A 16702-nucleotide genomic window follows, 5' to 3' on the forward strand; every position below is an offset into this window, starting at 1 on the left:
GTCTTGATAATTTTCTTGTTCTTTTTACTTGTTTATTATTTCCATCTGCTGACGTACGCTTTCTTCGTGTATGGCTTCGAATACATGTTTTACAAATTCAGAATCCATACCGCACAATGTTCCTTGTGCTCCGCGCTTGTCAAGAATTTCATTGTAACGTCCTGTCTGGAGGATAGTCATATTGTGCTCTTTCTTGAATGTTCCGATTTCGCGGCACACACGCATACGTTTTGCCATAATCTCCATCAGCTCGTTGTCACATTCGTCAATCTGACGTCTCAGCTCGCTGAGGCTTTCTGTTGACTGGTGTTCCTTACGGATAACCAACAGGTTGAGAATATAGTTAAGAATATCCGGTGTCACCTGCTGAGAAGCGTCGCTCCATGCACAGTCAGGGTTACAGTGTGATTCCACTATCAGTCCGTCGAAACCGAGGTCCATAGCCTGCTGGCAGAGAGATGCGATGAGCTCGCGTTTGCCGCCGATATGGCTAGGGTCGCATAGGATAGGGAGGTTAGGAATACGTCTTCTCAGTTCGATAGGAATATGCCATTGCGGAAGATTACGGTAGATTTTTTTGTCGTATGATGAGAAACCGCGGTGGATTGCTCCAAGGCGTTTAATTCCTGCATTGTTTATTCTTTCCATTGCTCCGATCCATAACTCCAGATCTGGGTTTACAGGGTTCTTTACATATACAGGTATGTCAACTCCCTTCAAGGCATCTGCTATTTCCTGCACTGCAAACGGATTGGCTGTGGTGCGTGCACCTATCCACAATATATCTATACCGGCTTTAAGACATTCGTAAACGTGTTTTGCTGTTGCAACTTCTGTGGCAACGTACATCCCTGTTTCTTTCTTAACTTCTTTCAGCCATGCCAGACCATCAACTCCTACACCTTCGAAGCCTCCCGGTTTGGTACGTGGTTTCCATATGCCTGCGCGGAAGATTTTTGTTCCGTTGTCGACCAACTGTTTTGCAGTTGTCATTACTTGTTCTTCTGTTTCTGCGCTGCAAGGTCCTGCTATGATCAATGGACGTTCTTCTGATACGCCTTCCAGTCTGATAGGTTCTAATTCGAGTGCCATAGTTGTAATCTTTTAGTAGTTATTTGTATTTTCTTTTTATTTCATATTCTTTATTCTCTCAAGTGCTTCTGCCAGTTTTTCTTCTTTGGCGCAAAGCGAAATACGTATATATCTCTTTCCGTTGCTTCCGAAGATAAATCCCGGTGTTATGAATACTCTTGCCTGATGCAGAACTTTTTCTGTCAGTTCCTCTACATCTGTATAAGTTTCAGGTATCTTGCCCCAGAGGAACATTCCCACCTGATTCTTGTCGAATGTACATCCCAATACGTTCATTATTTCTTCGGCAAGCTTTCGGCGACGGCTGTAAACATTGAAGTTGGCCTCTTCGTGCCATTCGGCGCTGTTGTTATACGCCTGTGCGGCTGCCAGCTGTAATGGACGGAATGTACCGGAATCGATGTTGCTCTTTATTTTCAGTATCCACTGTACGAAAGTGGCGTTTGTTGCCAGCATTCCCACACGCCAGCCCGGCATGTTGTGGCTCTTACTCATGGAGTTGAATTCTATACAGCATTCTTTGGCTCCGGGAACATTGAGTATGCTTATCGGCTTTTTGTTCAGGATGAAGCTGTATGGATTGTCGTTCACTACTACGATGTTGTGACGGCGTGCGAAATCGACAATTTTTTCGTACAGTTCTATTGTGGCATTTGCTCCTGTAGGCATGTTTGGGTAGTTGGTCCACATGATTTTTACTCCTGTGAGATCCATCTTCTCCAGTTCGTCGAAATCAGGCTGCCAGTTGTTGTCCTCACGAAGGTTATAGTTGATTATTTCACTTCCAAGAATCTTGTTCAGCGATGTATAGGTAGGGTAGCCAGGGTTTGGAACAAGAACCTTATCACCAGGATTTACCAATGCCAGTGTCACGTGCAGGATACCTTCCTTTGAGCCGATAAGAGGCTGTATCTCTGTGGATGGGTCAAGATCTACATTGTACCATCTTTTATACCAGTCGGCCATGGCTTTTCTCAGTTCGGGTATTCCCACTGTAGGCTGGTAGCCGTGAGCATCAGGTCTCTTGGCATTTTCGCAAAGAACATTGATTGTTTCTTCTGAAGGCGGCATGTCCGGGCTGCCTATACCTAGGCTTATCACGTTTTTACCTTCGGCATTCATCTTTGCCACTTCCTTCAGCTTTCTGCTGAAATAGTATTCGCTGACATTTGCCAGTCTGTCGGCTGGCTGTATGTTATATTGTTGATTCTCCTTCTGCATATTCTCCTAAAATTTTAAGTGCTTTTGTAAGCGGTGTAACTGCATCTATAGACTGTTTGTATCTTAAATAATCATTGAACATTACGTCAACGTAGAACATGTATTCCCATTCGCGTCCGATAATCGGTAGTGACTGTATCTTTGTCAGGTTTATCTTATAGAATGAGAAGATTGACAAAACCTGCGAGAGGCTTCCTTCGCTGTGAGGAAGAGAGAATACTATGTTTGCCTTGTTTACTTTAGAGCGGTCTTTCAACTCGTCTGCCAGCCATGGATTGCTGATGACCAGAAATCTGGTGAAGTTGTGTTTGTTTGTTTCTATTCCTTCTTCCAGAATCTTCATGTCGTAAAGTCCTGCGGCATATTTGGAGCAGATGGCTGCATGTCCTCTCAGGTTGTTTTTTCTGATATTCTCGGCACTACCTGCTGTATCTTCCGTTTCTACTACCTTCAGTTCCGGATGGTTGTGCAGGAAGTCGCGGCACTGTGCCAGAGCTACAGGGTGGGAGTTTACTTCGGTGAGGTCTTCCCAATTATCTTCCGGCAGACACATGATGCTGTGGCTTATTCTGAGTTTGTGTTCTCCTATGATAGTGGCACCGCTTTCACGAAGTAATTCGTAGTTATGCAGCAGGCTTCCGGCTATTGTATTCTCTATTGCAATCACACCTATCACGTCGCTGTCCTTTTTCATCTGTGCAAAAACTTCTTCGAATGTATTACAACAAATAAGTTCTATCTCTTCATCCTTAAAATATTTATGGGCAGCTATATCGTGATACGAGCCCTTTACTCCTTGAATTGCTATCTTTCTCATTTTCTTATTATACCATTAAAAAAAATCCCGCCTCATACAGAAGCGGGATTTCGTTATTTTATTTTGTATTGATTATCTTACGTATCTTACACATACGACTTCCCGCTTCACTTTATTGCTAAAGTAAAAGTAATAAAAGAAAAAGAAGAAGTATGTTGCAAATGTTTTCATATAATACTTTTTGTTATCGTTTCTGCTGCAAATGTAATACTTTTCTTGAAAAAACAAGAATATGATGAAAATTTTCTTCAAAATTTTTAATTTTCGAGCATTATTACCTTATTTTGTAATGCAGGTTTAATATTTATAATACATAGAATAATCATTATGAAGTATAATTTTGATGAATTGATTGACAGAAGAAATACAAATTCTGTCAAGGTTGACGAAATGAAAGATATATGGGGTAGAGACGATCTTATCCCGATGTGGGTGGCAGATATGGATTTCGCTACACCGGATTTTGTGGTCGATGCGGTGAAGAAACGTTGTGAACATCCTGTATTCGGATATACGGTAAAACACGATGGCTATTACAATTCAATAATAAACTGGGTGAAGGCCCGTTACGGAATGGAGGTAGAGAAAAAACATATCAATTACGTTCCGGGGATAGTTGCCGGTTTGGGAATGGCGTTGAATTGTTTTACCGCTCCGGGCGATAAGATTGTCATCATGCCGCCAGTTTATCATCCATTTGCATGGCTGACAACGAGAAACAACAGACAGTTGGTGGAGTGTCCTATGATATTCGAGAATGGTGAGTACAGAATGAATCTTGAACTTCTGAGAAGCATAAAGAAAGGTGTACGCGTGCTTATTCTTTGTAATCCTCATAACCCGGGTGGGGTAGTATGGAAAAGAGAAGAGCTTGAGGAACTTGCCGAAATATGTGCAGAAGATAACATCTTGGTATTCTCTGACGAGATACATGCCGACTTGACACTTCCTCCTCATAAGCATCTGCCTTTTGCGATGGTGTCTGAGAAGGCGAAAAAGAATTCGGTAACCTTTATGGCTCCAAGTAAGACATTCAATATGCCTGGTGTCGCAGCATCGCATACAATAATATATAATAATGCCTTGCGTGGAAAATTTGAGGCTTATCTTGAAGCCGGTGAGTTGAATGCGGGACATGTGTTTGCCTTTCCGGCTGTTGAGGCTGCCTATTCTAATGGAACTGAGTGGCTCGACCAGTGTCTGGATTATATTCAGGGGAATATAGATTATGTCGATTCTTTCCTGAAAGAGAATACTCCGAAAATAAAAGCTATCCGTCCTATGGCTTCATACCTGATATGGCTTGACTGTCGTGAACTCGGGTTGAACCATGATGAACTGAATTCATTCTTTGCCGATAAAGCCGCTCTTGCATTGAATGACGGTGAGATGTTTGGTCGTGAAGGTGCAGGATTTATGAGAATGAACGTCGGTACGCAGCGTTCTGTCCTTGAACGTGCCATGAAACAGCTTGCTGAAGCATATAATACACTGTAATCTGTTTTTCAGAGTAATAAAAAACCGGAAATGTAATGCTGGTATCGCTTTCATTTCCGGTTTTTTGCTGTTTTCTATTAATAAATTCCTACTTTATTTTCCTGAGAAAAATTGTTGTAATTTCCGTTTATCAGGTTTTCGCTTTCCGGATTCAGTTCTATAGCTTTTTTCAGGTCTTCAACAGAACCGTCCTTGTCGCCTTTAAGCAATTTTGCCCTGCCTCTTTCCTGATATAGCTTCGCGTTTTCAGGGGATAATTCAATTGCCTCGTCGTAAACGGCTATGGCCTGATCGAATTCCTTATTGCCAAGTAATGCTGTTCCTTTCATTATATAAGCCTTCTCGTTGAAAGGATTCATTGAGAGAACTTTGTCCAAATATGAAATACCTTCTTCGATGTTGCCTGTAGCGGCACAGATTTCACCTTTCAGAACCAAAGCATCTTCGTCATCGCTTTCTTTTGAAAGAATGGAATCGAGATCCTCTATAGCTTCTTTGGCTTGTCTCATTTCCCATAAAACTTCTGCTCTCAGCTGATATGCATCCTTAAAATCCTCATCAATAGCTATTGCCTTTGTCAGCATTACTATTGCCTGAATGTAGTTTTTCTCTCCCTTTTCAGCCTTTGCAGCCAGATAGAATGCAGCTTTGTTCTTATCGTCAATGGATATTGCTTTTTCGCACGCTTCTTTCATAGCCGGATAATCTTCTTGGATGAAACATACTCCTGCAAGTGAAAGAAGTACTTTGGTGTTTTCTGGAGCAATTTCTGCCAGTCGGTTATATACTGTTCTCGCATCGTCGGTTTTTCCTGTCTGAAGATATGATGCGGCCAGAAGTTCCATTGTCTCTACGTCTTCTTTTATTGCAGTAGCTTCTTCAAAGCATTTGATGGCATATGGCAACTGTCGGATGTTGCGTGCCCTGATACCATCATATTTTAGAATTTCAAAGTTTTTCTTTTCCTGTTTCTCCTGTTCGCTGCTTTCATCTTTCTTGTTTCCTCCGAACAGGGATGATAATAGACCCATAATTAATACATTTATTTGTTAGTGCCGCAAAATTACAAAATTCAATGATATATAAAAACAAAAAAAGAGAATGTCTTGATTGACATCCTCTCTTTTGTACACCCTCAGGGATTCGAACCCTGGACCCACTGATTAAGAGTCAGTTGCTCTACCAACTGAGCTAAGAGTGCATTGCCTGTTGTTGAGGTTCCTGGCGGATTCGAACCGCCGTACACGGTTTTGCAGACCGCTGACTAAGCCACTCATCCAAGGAACCGTAGCAATTAATTTTTCAGTAAGAAGAGGTTCCTGGCGGATTCGAACCGCCGTACACGGTTTTGCAGACCGCTGACTAAGCCACTCATCCAAGGAACCGAAAGTCATTTGATGTCGTTTTTCTCAAATGCGATGCAAAGGTACTGCTTTTTTTTAAATATGCAATACTTTGGTGAAAAAAAAGTTCTTTTTATTTCTTTTGGCATGTGTTTTTTAGCGCACAACCTGTGCATGAGTCGCATGCCGACTTACCTTTACCGGACAATAACCTGTAAATGCGTAGTCCTACAAAGACTACGCACAGGATTATTATTATACTTATTATTACAGTTTGAATATCCATTTACATAAACAATTTTCCGATTTGATACACAAGGAATGATACTATCCATGCCAGGACTGTGGTATATGTGGCTGCAAATATTGCCCATTTCCAACTGCCCGATTCTTGTTTTATTGCAACAATTGTGGCAACACACGGAAAGTAAATCAATGTAAACAGCATATATCCGAAGGCTACAAGGGGCGTGATATTGAGACGTTCGGCAAGGCTTACACTATCTACTTCTTCATCATCTGCATATAAAACTCCAAGTGTACTTACAACAAGTTCCTTTGCGCCTACTCCGGACAGGATACCGATTCCCATTTTCCAGTCAAATCCCAAAGGCTCTATTGCAGGTTCTATGGCTTTTCCTATCTGGCCGATGTATGAATTTTCCTGCTGTTCTGCCTGTGATGAATATTGGTCATGGTTAGGGTAATATCCCAGGAACCATATTATGATGGAAGCAACCATTATTATGCCACCCATTTTCCTCAGATATTGAACACCTTTCTCCCACGTATGTCTTAATACTGATTTTGCGGTAGGCATTCTGTAAGGAGGAAGTTCCATAACAAATGGAGTGTCATCGTCTTTCACAATGAACTTGCTGAAAACCCTTGCCATAATGATTGCAAGAATGATACCTATACTGTAAATGCCAAGTAAAACAAGACTGGCATGGCTTGGGAAAAATGCCCCAATCAGAATTAGGTAAATAGGCAGACGGGCACTGCACGACATCAAAGGCGTTATAAGCATTGTCACAAGTCTGGACTTGCGGCTTTCTATGATGCGTGAACCCATGATTGCAGGTACATTGCAGCCGAATCCCATTATGAGAGGTATAAATGATTTACCGTGAAGCCCCATCTTGTGCATTATCTTGTCCATTATGAATGCTGCACGTGCCATATATCCTGAGTCTTCCATAATTGAAATGAAGGTATATAGTATAAGTATGTTGGGCAGGAACACAATAACTCCTCCCACACCTCCTATAATACCGTCTATTATCAGATCTTTTAAAGGACCTTCGGGCATGAACGATTCTGTAGTCTGTGCTATTACGCCTACCAGCCATTCTATGGCTTGCATAGGATAGTCGCCGATTACGAAAGTGCCCTCGAACATTATGTATAGGAATATGAAAAATATAGGAAATCCCCAGATTCTGTGGGTTACTATGCTGTCCACTATACGTGTGAACATTTCCGTGTTCTGATTATTGTCCGTATATGTCTCTTTCAGGGCTCCTGAAATGAAACCATATTTGGCGTCGGTTATAGCCTGTTCGCTGTCTTCGTTAAGCACGGCTTTAAGCCTTTCGGCTTCTTTATTCCTGATTTCTATTATTGTGTCGGCATTAGGCATGTCGGAAATAATACGACGTTCTATATCCTTGTCGTTTTCCAGCATTTTTATAGCCAGGAAACGTGTGGAATATTTATGTCTGATATTTTCAATCTTTCCTATTTCCTTCTTTATAGCCTCAATGCTTCTTTCCAGTTCCGGACCGTGGTTAATGTGGATATGACGTATGAAGTTTTTGGGAGTAAAGTAGTTTTCCTCTTCCTTGTGACTTCCGTATTTATGGTCGGGCACGTATGCATCATGCCATTTACGGTATTCCTGAAGAGCCTCATTCTGTATTTCTTCCTTCTGCCCCATGAAGTCGGCACCTTCGTACAGTCCTATTATTACGTGAAACAGCTCGTCTATGCCTTCTCCTGTACGGCTTATAGTCGGAACGGCAGGAACTCCCAATAGTTGGCTTAGTTTCTTAATGTCAAGTTTGTTTCCGCTGTTCTGCAGGGCGTCGTACATGTTAAGAGCGATAACCATTCTCACATTCATGTCGATAAGCTGTGTGGTGAGGTACAGGTTTCGTTCTATATTTCCGGCGTCAACTACATTGATTATTACATCAGGCGTTTCTTCTATGATATGTTTCCTGACGTACAGTTCTTCAGGACTATAAGCTGATAATGAGTAAGTACCAGGCAGATCGATAAGCCTGAAATGATATCCCTGAAAATCGAAAAAACCTTCTTTGGCGTCAACTGTCACGCCGCTATAGTTGCCTACATGCTCGTGCGAACCTGATGCTATGTTAAAAAGGGAAGTCTTTCCGCAGTTGGGATTGCCTACTAAGGCAACGTTTATAGTACGTCTTTTCCCTTGTGCAAGGATTTTCATTTGTTCTTCCGTAACCGGGATGTTTTCCGAAATGGGATCGTACAAAGATGTGTCTCTGCCTGTTTTTCTTGCTTCTTCCTCACTGATTATTTCTATCATTTCCGCTTCCTGTCTGCGTAATGATATTTCATATCCCATAATCTTGTATTTGATAGGGTCTTTGAGTGGAGCGTTAAGTATCACTTCAACGGTTTTTCCTTTGATGAATCCCATTTCGATGATTCTTCTTCTGAAACCCCCGTGGCCTAATACCTTTACTATTACTCCTTTTTCTCCTGTTTTGAGTTCAGATAATTTCATTTTTATTGCTAATTTTTGGCAAAGATAGATGATAGTAATTTTTTATGCAAGTTATTTAGATTGTTTTTAAATAATAAAATTGATGCTTTCGTTTCCGGTCTGATGTGTCATGTTGTTTCGTATTGTCATAAAATTGTCTCTATCATTATTACTGTATATATAAAAACGTTATTTTTGCAATATGTTAGAAAGTAAGATAGAAAAATATATAAGTGAAAAAGGGCTGTTTGGCAAAACAGACAAACTTGTGGTTGCCTTGAGTGGGGGAGCCGATTCTGTAGCATTATTGCGTATATTGCTGTCGTTGGGATATGACTGTGTGGCGGCACATTGTAATTTCCATTTGCGTGCTGCCGAATCGGACAGAGACGAAGATTTTGTAAGAAAGCTTTGTGCGGGACTTTCTGTTCCTCTCGAGGTTGTTCATTTTCAGACATCGGATTATGCCCGTGAAAACTCCTTGTCTATAGAAATGGCAGCGCGTGAACTCCGTTACGGATGGTTTGATGAAATACGCAAGAAGTACGGAGCTTCGTGTATAGCTGTTGCTCATCATAGGGATGACAGTGTTGAAACTTTCTTGTTGAACCTTTCACGTGGTACAGGGATAAACGGTTTGAAAGGAATAATGCCTAAGAACGGATTTATAGTACGGCCGTTACTTGAAGCTGGAAGAGATGATATTCTTGAATATCTGAGACAAATCGGACAGGATTATGTTACAGACAGCACAAATCTGGAAGATATATACACACGTAATAAAATAAGACTTGACATTATACCTCTTTTCAAACAGATAAATCCTTCGTTTTGCGAGTCGGTATGCGAGACTGCACAACGGTTGGCGGATGTAGCAGCCATATACAGACAGGCCATTAATTCTTCAATCGAGCGTGTAATGGTTTCGCCTGATGGCATGTCAATAGAAAAACTTTTGTGTGAAGTATCTCCACAGGCAGTATTGTATGAATGGTTGTCCCCGTTGGGATTTAATTCATCGCAGATAAAGGATGTAATGAGAAGCCTTAAATCGACTTCCGGCAAAATGTTCTTTTCCAATGATTGGGTTTTGCTTAGAGATAGGGAACAGCTTTTATTGAGAGAGAGGAATGCCGGTGAAGAAGATTACAGACTTAATGTACGAATGTTTTCAGTGGAGTCAGGTTTTGAAGTTCCCAAATGCAATAACATAGCATATATTGATGCCGATAAACTTTGTGGTGAGTTGAAATTACGTAAATGGAAATCAGGCGATAAGTTTGTTCCTTTCGGCATGAAAGGCTTTAAGAAAGTACGTGATTATTTACGCGACAGGAAGCTGTCATTGTTTGAGAAAGAGAATGTTATGGTCGTTACTTCAGGTGAGGAAATAGTATGGTTGGTCAATGAAAGGACAGACAACCGTTTCCGTATTGACAGTAAGACAGTAAATGTCGTTGAGATAGAGGTATTGTCATCCAAATGATGATGGTAACATATAATTTTTTCGTTTTGTAAAAAGAAATCAGACAAATAGATAATAAGATATAAGATTGCGTATTCTTTGGTTAAATGATGTAAAATATCACATCTGCTATGATGTAAATCCAAGTTTTTATATTTACTTTGAAGATACTAAGCGGTTTATAATAAACGGTTTTGGTATTTAAAAATTTAATAAATTATAATTTATGAACGAATTAATTGAAAAGATTCAGGAATTGAGCGCTGCTCTTGTTGCTGATGCTACTCAGCAAGCTGAAAAAGGTAACAAAGCTGCCGGTACACGTGCACGTAAGGCTTCTTTGGATTTGGAAAAAGTGTTGAAAGAATTTAGAAAAGCTTCTTTGGAAGAATCTAAGAAATAATGTTTGGGACAACGCTTTATTTAGGGGGTTGTATTACTTCGGTTAAGTGGGAGTGATACAACCTTTTTGTTTGAATGTATTGTCAATAAACTGTTGTTCCCTTTGGAAGTATGGTACTGCGGAGGTGAGTACTTCCGTGAAATTCCGATAATTCGGTTGTTATGGTTTAATATTAGGAGGTCAGGATGAGAAAAATCTTCGATTTGTTTATTGTATTGTCATTATTTGTAGCTTGTATTTCATGTAATAAATATGAAATACCTGACGAAGTCGTATCGGAGATTGACTCATTGAATAGCCTTTCTTACAGATTACGCTATAAAGATTTGTCCAGGGCGACAGAGGTTGCCAATCAGGCATATCTTTTGGCATCACCTGATTATTCTGAATTCCCTAAGGTGCTTAACAATATGGGTTTCTGTGCGTACATGGCGATGGACTTCGAGAAATCCATGTCTTTGTTCTCAAAAGTTATAGAGCTTTCCGACAATGAGGTTGAGTGTCTTGTGGCCGATGTCGGAATGATGAAGATTTGTCAGCGTACATCATCCAATAAAGAGTTTTATGATTACAGAAATCGTGCCCAAAGACGTATCAAGAGAATAAAACAGGATAGGGTGGTCGAGACAGACTCTATCCTTTCGGCTAGATTTAACTATGCACTGTCCGAGTTTCATATAACTTCAGGAGTATATTTTTATTATTTGCAGCAGGAGAAAGAATCAATGGCTGAGATTGATGCCATTGATATCAAAAAGATAGAGTCAGATACCGCTCAGTTTCTCAATTATATGTATATGAGAGGGTCAGGAGGAATGTATTCTGCTCCAACTGCGGATGATGTTGTGATAGGAGAGTTTGGATATTTGATGGACTGCTTTAGGATATCTAGTGAAAGAGGTTATGTGTATTTCGAGGCGAATGCTTTGCAGGCTATGGCCGAGATCCTGAATTTCAGATCGAACAGGGATTTGATTTCATCTAAAAGAAAAGGATGGCTGGAGGCGGTAAACGAGTATGATTGCCCATTGGACAGTCTGCCTTTGAATTTGGCACAAAGGGCGCTCGGTTTGTTTCGCGATTACGGCGACTGGTATCAGATTTCAGGTTCGTACAGGACAATGGCTACATATTATAATTATATAGGTATGCCAGAGAAGGCCTTGCCGTTGCTTGATATGGCTTTGCAGTATGTGAATATGCATCATGAAAAGTTCTATGCATGTAGTGATACTACAGACCGCCTGATGACATACAATCCTGAATATCCCTATTCATTAGAGTTGAAGTGGATAAACAAAGATGGTATAAAGACTGTTCCTGAATGGATAGCCCGTCTTAGGGAGCAGTTGAGCCGTACCTATTCAGCTATGGGGATGAAAATCCAGTCGGATTATAACAGAAATATCTATCTTGATATTCTTGATTACACCCGTCAGGACAAGGAACTGGAAAGCAGGTATGCATCTCTTGACAGGGAATCATATTTGCTGAACATACTTTTGATGATGGTGATGCTTGGCTTTTTCGTTCTTGCTGTAGCATTGGTTGTCCTTAATAGGTTCTGGAGGATCAGGAATAACCTTTATATGGACAAGCTGGGCAAAGTGCTTGAAGTCTGCCGGAACATAACCGCTTCCGTTCCAGAGGATGCTTCCGGAGTTAACGAAGTGGTTGATATGGTAGAGCATGCAGTCAGAATAGATGTGTTAAGTATAACTGTATCAGATGATTTATGGATTGAATTGAGCTCCGGAGAGAATAATGATGACAGACCTGAATGGGTCGGTCAGCCTGGAATACCGGTACTCGATCTTGTGGCTCCTGGAAAAGAAGAACCGGTAGGGCGTTTGTGGCTCAAGAAAAAAGGAAAGTTGAAGCATGATGAGATTTCTATAATGAAACTCGTTACCCCATATATGGCATGGACGCTTGAGAACGGATTGAATTTGATGATGCTTACCGATGAAAGGTTGAGGCTGGAACAGGAAGAGTATATACACAGAAAACATATTGCCGAGAACAAACGCCAGAATGAGGTGAAGAAGGCATGTGTGGCAATAGTTACAGGCATTATCCCGTATATTGACAGAGTGATAAACGAAGTCGATAAGCTAAGAAAGGCGTCTTATACAAAGGTTGCCGACATTCGAAATTCCAAGTTGGATTATATCAACGAACTCTTGTCCAAAATCAATGATTATAATGAGATACTGGCTGTTTGGATAAAGATGAAACGTGGTGACATAAGCCTGAATATAGAAAACTTTGAACTTGACGAACTTTTCTCAGTCATAGCCAAGGGCAGACATACGTTTGAGATGAAGAAACAGCATCTTGATGTAGAGGAGTGTCATAGTGTGGTGAAAGCTGATAAGGCTTTGACAATGTTTATGATAAATACATTGACAGATAATGCCCGTAAATACACGTCTTCAGGAGGAAGGATAGTTCTGTCCGCCCGCGAGAGTGATGATTATGTGGAGGTATCCGTTTCGGACAATGGTCCCGGCCTTTCATCCTCAGATGTAGAGCGTATCTTGAACGAGAAGGTATATGATTCCTTGAAGATAGGTGTGGATACGGCTTTGGATACAGATGAGCTTGTCCGTCAGAAAGGACATGGTTTTGGATTGATGAACTGTAAGGGTATAATTGACAAGTATCGTAAGACAAGTCCGCTGTTCAGTGTATGTATGTTTGGTATCGACAGTGAGCCGGGAAAGGGAAGTCGTTTTTATTTCCGCCTGCCTAAAGGGGTAAGAAAGGTTATTGCTGTATTAATTCTATTGATAACTTTTGGATATTCCCCATGCCATGCTTGGGGTGGTTCGGATTCAATCCCGTTTACAGAAAACGGCTACGTAGTTTCCGGTTACGACAGCCTTCTTTCTATCGCAAATACGTATGCCAATATGGTGTATGAAAGTAATGTGAAAGCTCAATATAATAGAGCCTTGAATTTTGCAGACAGTGCTTTTCATTATCTGAATATGCACTATATTAAATATTCAGGAAAGAAGTCCCCTCTTCTTGATACCGGAAATAAAGATGATATTCCGGAACTGGTGTGGTTGAGAGAAAAATTCGATACGGACTACTATATCATACTTGATGTGCGCAATGAAGTGGCTGTGGCATGTCTTGCCATTAAGGAGTTCTCAAAATATTATTACAATAATAAGGCTTACACTACGTTGTACAAGCAGATTAGCGAGGATAAATCACTGGAGCAATATTGTCAGAAAATGCAAAGATCGGCCAATAACAAGATTGTGGCTATAATGCTTTTTGTTGTGCTGATAATAGCGGGAGTTGTTGCATATTATGTGATTTATTTACGGCGCATGCTTCATTACAGATATAACATGGAACAGGTGCTTACGATTAACAGCTCTGTCTTTTCGTCACTTGCGTCCGACAATCATTCGCAGTCGCCTTCAGAAATATGTTCCAATGCTGTCAGTGTTATATTCCGCGATATAAATGAGCTTGTTACAATAGATAATCTTGTAATTGGTGTATATGATGATTCGGAAAAGAAATTGAACTGCTCGTGGTATAAGGATTGCGATGATGAGATTATACTTGAAAAGCTGAATAAATCGTATTCTGGCAGATGTATAATTGATTATGACTGGAATAACTGGATTTTTATGCCTCTTCGGGTTGATGTTTCCGGAGGTATCAAGTGTATAGGTGTCATGGGGCTTATGAGTAGTGACAGGTCTGTCAGGGCCGAAGACCGTTTGCTGCTTGAGCTTGTGAGCGAATATCTGGGAGTCGCTTTATATCATACCATAGTGCAGGTAGAGAAACATTTCCAGGATATCGAACTTGCTAAAGATGAAACTTTAAGGGCGCAACACGAAGAAAACATGTTGCATGTACAGAATCTTGTACTTGATAATTGTCTTTCTACAATCAAGCACGAAACCATTTACTATCCGGGAAGACTAAAGAAAATAGTCGAAAAGATCAGATATGCGGAAGATGGCTGTGCGTCAGACGACACAGTATTGAAAGATCTGGAAGACATGGACGAACTGGTGAATTATTATAAAGATATATTCGTCCTGTTGTCCTCATGCGCTTCAAGAATGCTTGATGGCGTAACTTTCAGGCGCGCTGCAATAGATGTTCCGGCAGTTATGGAAGATATTCGCAAGTATTATCTCAAATCGGTAAAACGTCTGAAAACTTATCCTGTGTTTAACATAGAATTGCGTCATAAATGCTTTGTGACCGGAGATGAAATACTGTTTCGTTTCCTTTTGGAAAATCTGATAGACGAAGCTTTAAGGTATAACGCAGAAGGAAATCTTACGCTTACCGTTAGTGTTGATGAAGGATTTGCAAGGTTCGATTTTGTTGACTACAGGCGTAACTTCACGCAGGAAGAACTGAACATGCTGTTTTATCCTGATAATGCAAAAGTTGGTCTGTCCGATAATGGAGACGTATTGTACGGAACGGAATATCTGATATGCAAGCAGATTATAAGAGATCATGACGAGTTCGGTGGAAGAAGAGGATGCCGGATTAATGCAAAGGTAGCTGACGGAGGAAAAGGTTTCTGCGTTTGGTTCACTTTGCCTTTGAAAAGTGTAAATAGAAATATTAAAAACAAAGATACATATAAAGATGGAAAAATTTAAAGTAATAATAGTAGAGGATGTAAAGTTGGAACTTAAAGGTACGGAAGAGATTTTCCGTCATGAGATACCTAATGCGGAAGTGATAGGAACAGCAATGACAGAAGCCGAATTCTGGACCTTGCTTGAAACCAAAACGCCCGACCTTGTGTTGCTTGATTTGGGACTGGGAGGTTCTACCACTATCGGCGTCGAAATATGTTCACGCCTGCATAAGCAGAAACCTAAAATAAAAGTGTTGATATTTACAGGTGAGGTACTGAATGAAAAGCTTTGGGTGGATGCGCTTAATGCAGGAGCCGATGGCATAATATTAAAGACAGGAGAATTGTTGACAGCTGTAGATGTGCAGGCGGTTATGGAAGGCAAGAAGCTTGTGTTCAACTATCCTATTCTTGAGAAAATAGTTTCACGGTTCAAACAAAGTGTTGCTGTTGAGCAGAAACGTCAGGAAGCAATAATCGATTATGATATTGATGAATACGATGAAAGACTGCTCCGTCACCTTGCCCTTGGCTATACAAAAGAAATGATAACAAACCTGAAAGCTATGCCATTTGGAGTCAAGTCTATAGAAAAACGACAGAATGACCTGATAAACAGGCTATTCCGTTCGGACGAACGTGTAGGTGTGAATGCATGCAGGCTGGTAACCCGTGCATTCGAACTGAGAATTCTTGATATTGACAATCTTGAACCAGATGAAGAATAAAAACATAATACATCCGGCTACAGTATTTTTTCTGCTTTGGTGGTTTGTTGCCGTACTTTCATGGATAGGCAGTGTCTATGCCTGGGATGGCATAAGGAATATCATAAGTACTGAAGCGTTGAGATGGTTCCTCAGATACACAGAAGAAAAACTGATGTCATCGCCTGCGCTATATATAGTATTCCTTTTTTTCATGTCTGTGGGATTGTTCCTGCATTCGGGATTGGGCGGCTTGATATGGCGTATGGTACGTCGTGAACGTAAAATGTCCGGTAAAGAGAAAAAGTCTCTGGTTGCTGCTGTTATGATAGCGGTTGCCTATTTCATGGTTTATGCCTTGTTGGCATGGGGACCATGGAATATTGTACGTGGCGTCACCGGAAGGTATGTTGATTCGCCGTTACACGATGGCGCTCTGTGTATATTGGCTATAGGTATAGGAGTAACATCTATGGTATATGGCTATTCTGCCGATCATTACCGTAGCGATACAGATGTAGTGAAAGGTATGTCGTATATGTTTTCGCGTTTCCCGTCATATTTGGTCTCACTGTTTTTTGTCATACAGTTTATGGTGGCTTTCGAATACAGCGGCTTTCCTGTATGTTTTGGTATGACAGAATGTTGGGTTGATATTACATATTGGATATGTTGTCTTATACCCTTGTTTTGGGAGTTTTATTATAAAAGTTGAATTAAATATAATTAAAACGTCACGATAATTCTCTATATTAAATTATAATGATATAAA

At 40.6% G+C, this 16702-nt stretch carries 11 protein-coding genes and 3 tRNA genes; 6 read left to right on the forward strand and 8 right to left on the reverse strand.

Annotated elements, in window-relative coordinates; all coding sequences use genetic code 11:
- Nucleotides 1–24: 24 nt before the first annotated feature.
- The 3 genes from NW213_RS04900 to NW213_RS04910 are packed head-to-tail and all read right to left on the reverse strand — an operon-like array spanning nucleotide 25 to nucleotide 3130.
- Nucleotides 25–1092 (reverse strand): bifunctional 3-deoxy-7-phosphoheptulonate synthase/chorismate mutase type II, encoded by a 1068-nt coding sequence (locus NW213_RS04900; RefSeq protein ID WP_258322018.1) that lies wholly within the window; start codon nucleotides 1090–1092, stop codon nucleotides 25–27.
- A 36-nt stretch (nucleotides 1093–1128) separates the two neighbouring features.
- Entirely contained in the window at nucleotides 1129–2313 is a 1185-nt protein-coding gene (locus tag NW213_RS04905) for a pyridoxal phosphate-dependent aminotransferase (RefSeq protein ID WP_258322019.1), read from the reverse strand.
- The gene (locus NW213_RS04910; RefSeq protein WP_154042939.1) at nucleotides 2288–3130 is read right to left on the reverse strand and encodes a prephenate dehydratase; all 843 of its coding nucleotides are present in this window, start codon (nucleotides 3128–3130) and stop codon (nucleotides 2288–2290) included. The genes NW213_RS04905 and NW213_RS04910 overlap by 26 nt, the downstream gene beginning before the upstream one ends.
- A gap of 327 nt (nucleotides 3131–3457) precedes the next feature.
- Here NW213_RS04910 and NW213_RS04915 point away from each other — a divergent pair, with 327 nt between their 5' ends.
- The gene (locus NW213_RS04915; RefSeq protein ID WP_258322020.1) at nucleotides 3458–4627 is read left to right on the forward strand and encodes a MalY/PatB family protein; all 1170 of its coding nucleotides are present in this window, start codon (nucleotides 3458–3460) and stop codon (nucleotides 4625–4627) included.
- Nucleotides 4628–4704: 77 nt separating this feature from the next.
- Here the strand turns inward: NW213_RS04915 and NW213_RS04920 are convergent, their stop codons facing one another.
- The 5 genes from NW213_RS04920 to feoB all read right to left on the reverse strand — a co-directional run bounded on the left by NW213_RS04920 (nucleotide 4705) and on the right by feoB (nucleotide 8737).
- Nucleotides 4705–5658, reverse strand: a complete 954-nt coding sequence (locus NW213_RS04920; RefSeq protein WP_258322021.1) for a lipopolysaccharide assembly protein LapB — start codon at nucleotides 5656–5658, stop codon at nucleotides 4705–4707.
- A gap of 97 nt (nucleotides 5659–5755) precedes the next feature.
- Nucleotides 5756–5828, reverse strand: a tRNA-Lys gene (locus NW213_RS04925).
- Nucleotides 5829–5842: 14 nt separating this feature from the next.
- Nucleotides 5843–5914, reverse strand: a tRNA-Cys gene (locus NW213_RS04930).
- 26 nt (nucleotides 5915–5940) lie between these two features.
- Nucleotides 5941–6012, reverse strand: a tRNA-Cys gene (locus NW213_RS04935).
- 244 nt (nucleotides 6013–6256) lie between these two features.
- Complete coding sequence (gene feoB, locus NW213_RS04940) at nucleotides 6257–8737, reverse strand: ferrous iron transport protein B (RefSeq protein WP_258322022.1); 2481 nt, start codon at nucleotides 8735–8737, stop codon at nucleotides 6257–6259.
- 181 nt (nucleotides 8738–8918) lie between these two features.
- Here feoB and tilS point away from each other — a divergent pair, with 181 nt between their 5' ends.
- From tilS to NW213_RS04965, 5 genes are all read left to right on the forward strand, one after another.
- A complete protein-coding gene (tilS, locus tag NW213_RS04945; protein WP_258322023.1) occupies nucleotides 8919–10202 on the forward strand; it encodes a tRNA lysidine(34) synthetase TilS in 1284 nt (427 codons plus the stop codon).
- A 205-nt stretch (nucleotides 10203–10407) separates the two neighbouring features.
- Nucleotides 10408–10584 carry a histone H1 gene (locus tag NW213_RS04950; protein ID WP_154042932.1) on the forward strand — a complete coding sequence of 59 codons (177 nt, stop codon included), beginning with the start codon at nucleotides 10408–10410 and terminating at the stop codon, nucleotides 10582–10584.
- Nucleotides 10585–10769: 185 nt separating this feature from the next.
- Nucleotides 10770–15242: a DUF5113 domain-containing protein gene (locus NW213_RS04955; RefSeq protein WP_258322024.1), complete on the forward strand. Its 4473-nt coding sequence runs from the start codon at nucleotides 10770–10772 to the stop codon at nucleotides 15240–15242.
- Nucleotides 15223–15951, forward strand: a complete 729-nt coding sequence (locus tag NW213_RS04960; protein ID WP_235340002.1) for a DUF5932 domain-containing protein — start codon at nucleotides 15223–15225, stop codon at nucleotides 15949–15951. The genes NW213_RS04955 and NW213_RS04960 overlap by 20 nt, the downstream gene beginning before the upstream one ends.
- On the forward strand, nucleotides 15941–16645 hold the full coding sequence (locus NW213_RS04965) for an AbgT family transporter (RefSeq protein WP_258322025.1): 705 nt from the start codon (nucleotides 15941–15943) through the stop codon (nucleotides 16643–16645). The genes NW213_RS04960 and NW213_RS04965 overlap by 11 nt, the downstream gene beginning before the upstream one ends.
- The last annotated feature ends 57 nt before the right edge of the window (nucleotides 16646–16702 follow it).

It is taken from the genome of Bacteroides sp. ET336, from assembly GCF_024733815.1.
GTDB classification, from domain to species: domain Bacteria; phylum Bacteroidota; class Bacteroidia; order Bacteroidales; family Bacteroidaceae; genus Phocaeicola; species Phocaeicola cellulolyticus.

What these genes read in the sequence shown, in the direction of transcription:
- NW213_RS04900 (WP_258322018.1), bottom strand. Translation starts at nt 1,092, where the DNA reads ATGGCACTCGAATTAGAACCTATCAGACTGGAAGGCGTATCAGAAGAA.
- NW213_RS04905 (WP_258322019.1), bottom strand. Translation starts at nt 2,313, where the DNA reads ATGCAGAAGGAGAATCAACAATATAACATACAGCCAGCCGACAGACTG.
- NW213_RS04910 (WP_154042939.1), bottom strand. Translation starts at nt 3,130, where the DNA reads ATGAGAAAGATAGCAATTCAAGGAGTAAAGGGCTCGTATCACGATATA.
- NW213_RS04915 (WP_258322020.1), top strand. Translation starts at nt 3,458, where the DNA reads ATGAAGTATAATTTTGATGAATTGATTGACAGAAGAAATACAAATTCT.
- NW213_RS04920 (WP_258322021.1), bottom strand. Translation starts at nt 5,658, where the DNA reads ATGGGTCTATTATCATCCCTGTTCGGAGGAAACAAGAAAGATGAAAGC.
- feoB (WP_258322022.1), bottom strand. Translation starts at nt 8,737, where the DNA reads ATGAAATTATCTGAACTCAAAACAGGAGAAAAAGGAGTAATAGTAAAG.
- tilS (WP_258322023.1), top strand. Translation starts at nt 8,919, where the DNA reads ATGTTAGAAAGTAAGATAGAAAAATATATAAGTGAAAAAGGGCTGTTT.
- NW213_RS04950 (WP_154042932.1), top strand. Translation starts at nt 10,408, where the DNA reads ATGAACGAATTAATTGAAAAGATTCAGGAATTGAGCGCTGCTCTTGTT.
- NW213_RS04955 (WP_258322024.1), top strand. Translation starts at nt 10,770, where the DNA reads ATGAGAAAAATCTTCGATTTGTTTATTGTATTGTCATTATTTGTAGCT.
- NW213_RS04965 (WP_258322025.1), top strand. Translation starts at nt 15,941, where the DNA reads ATGAAGAATAAAAACATAATACATCCGGCTACAGTATTTTTTCTGCTT.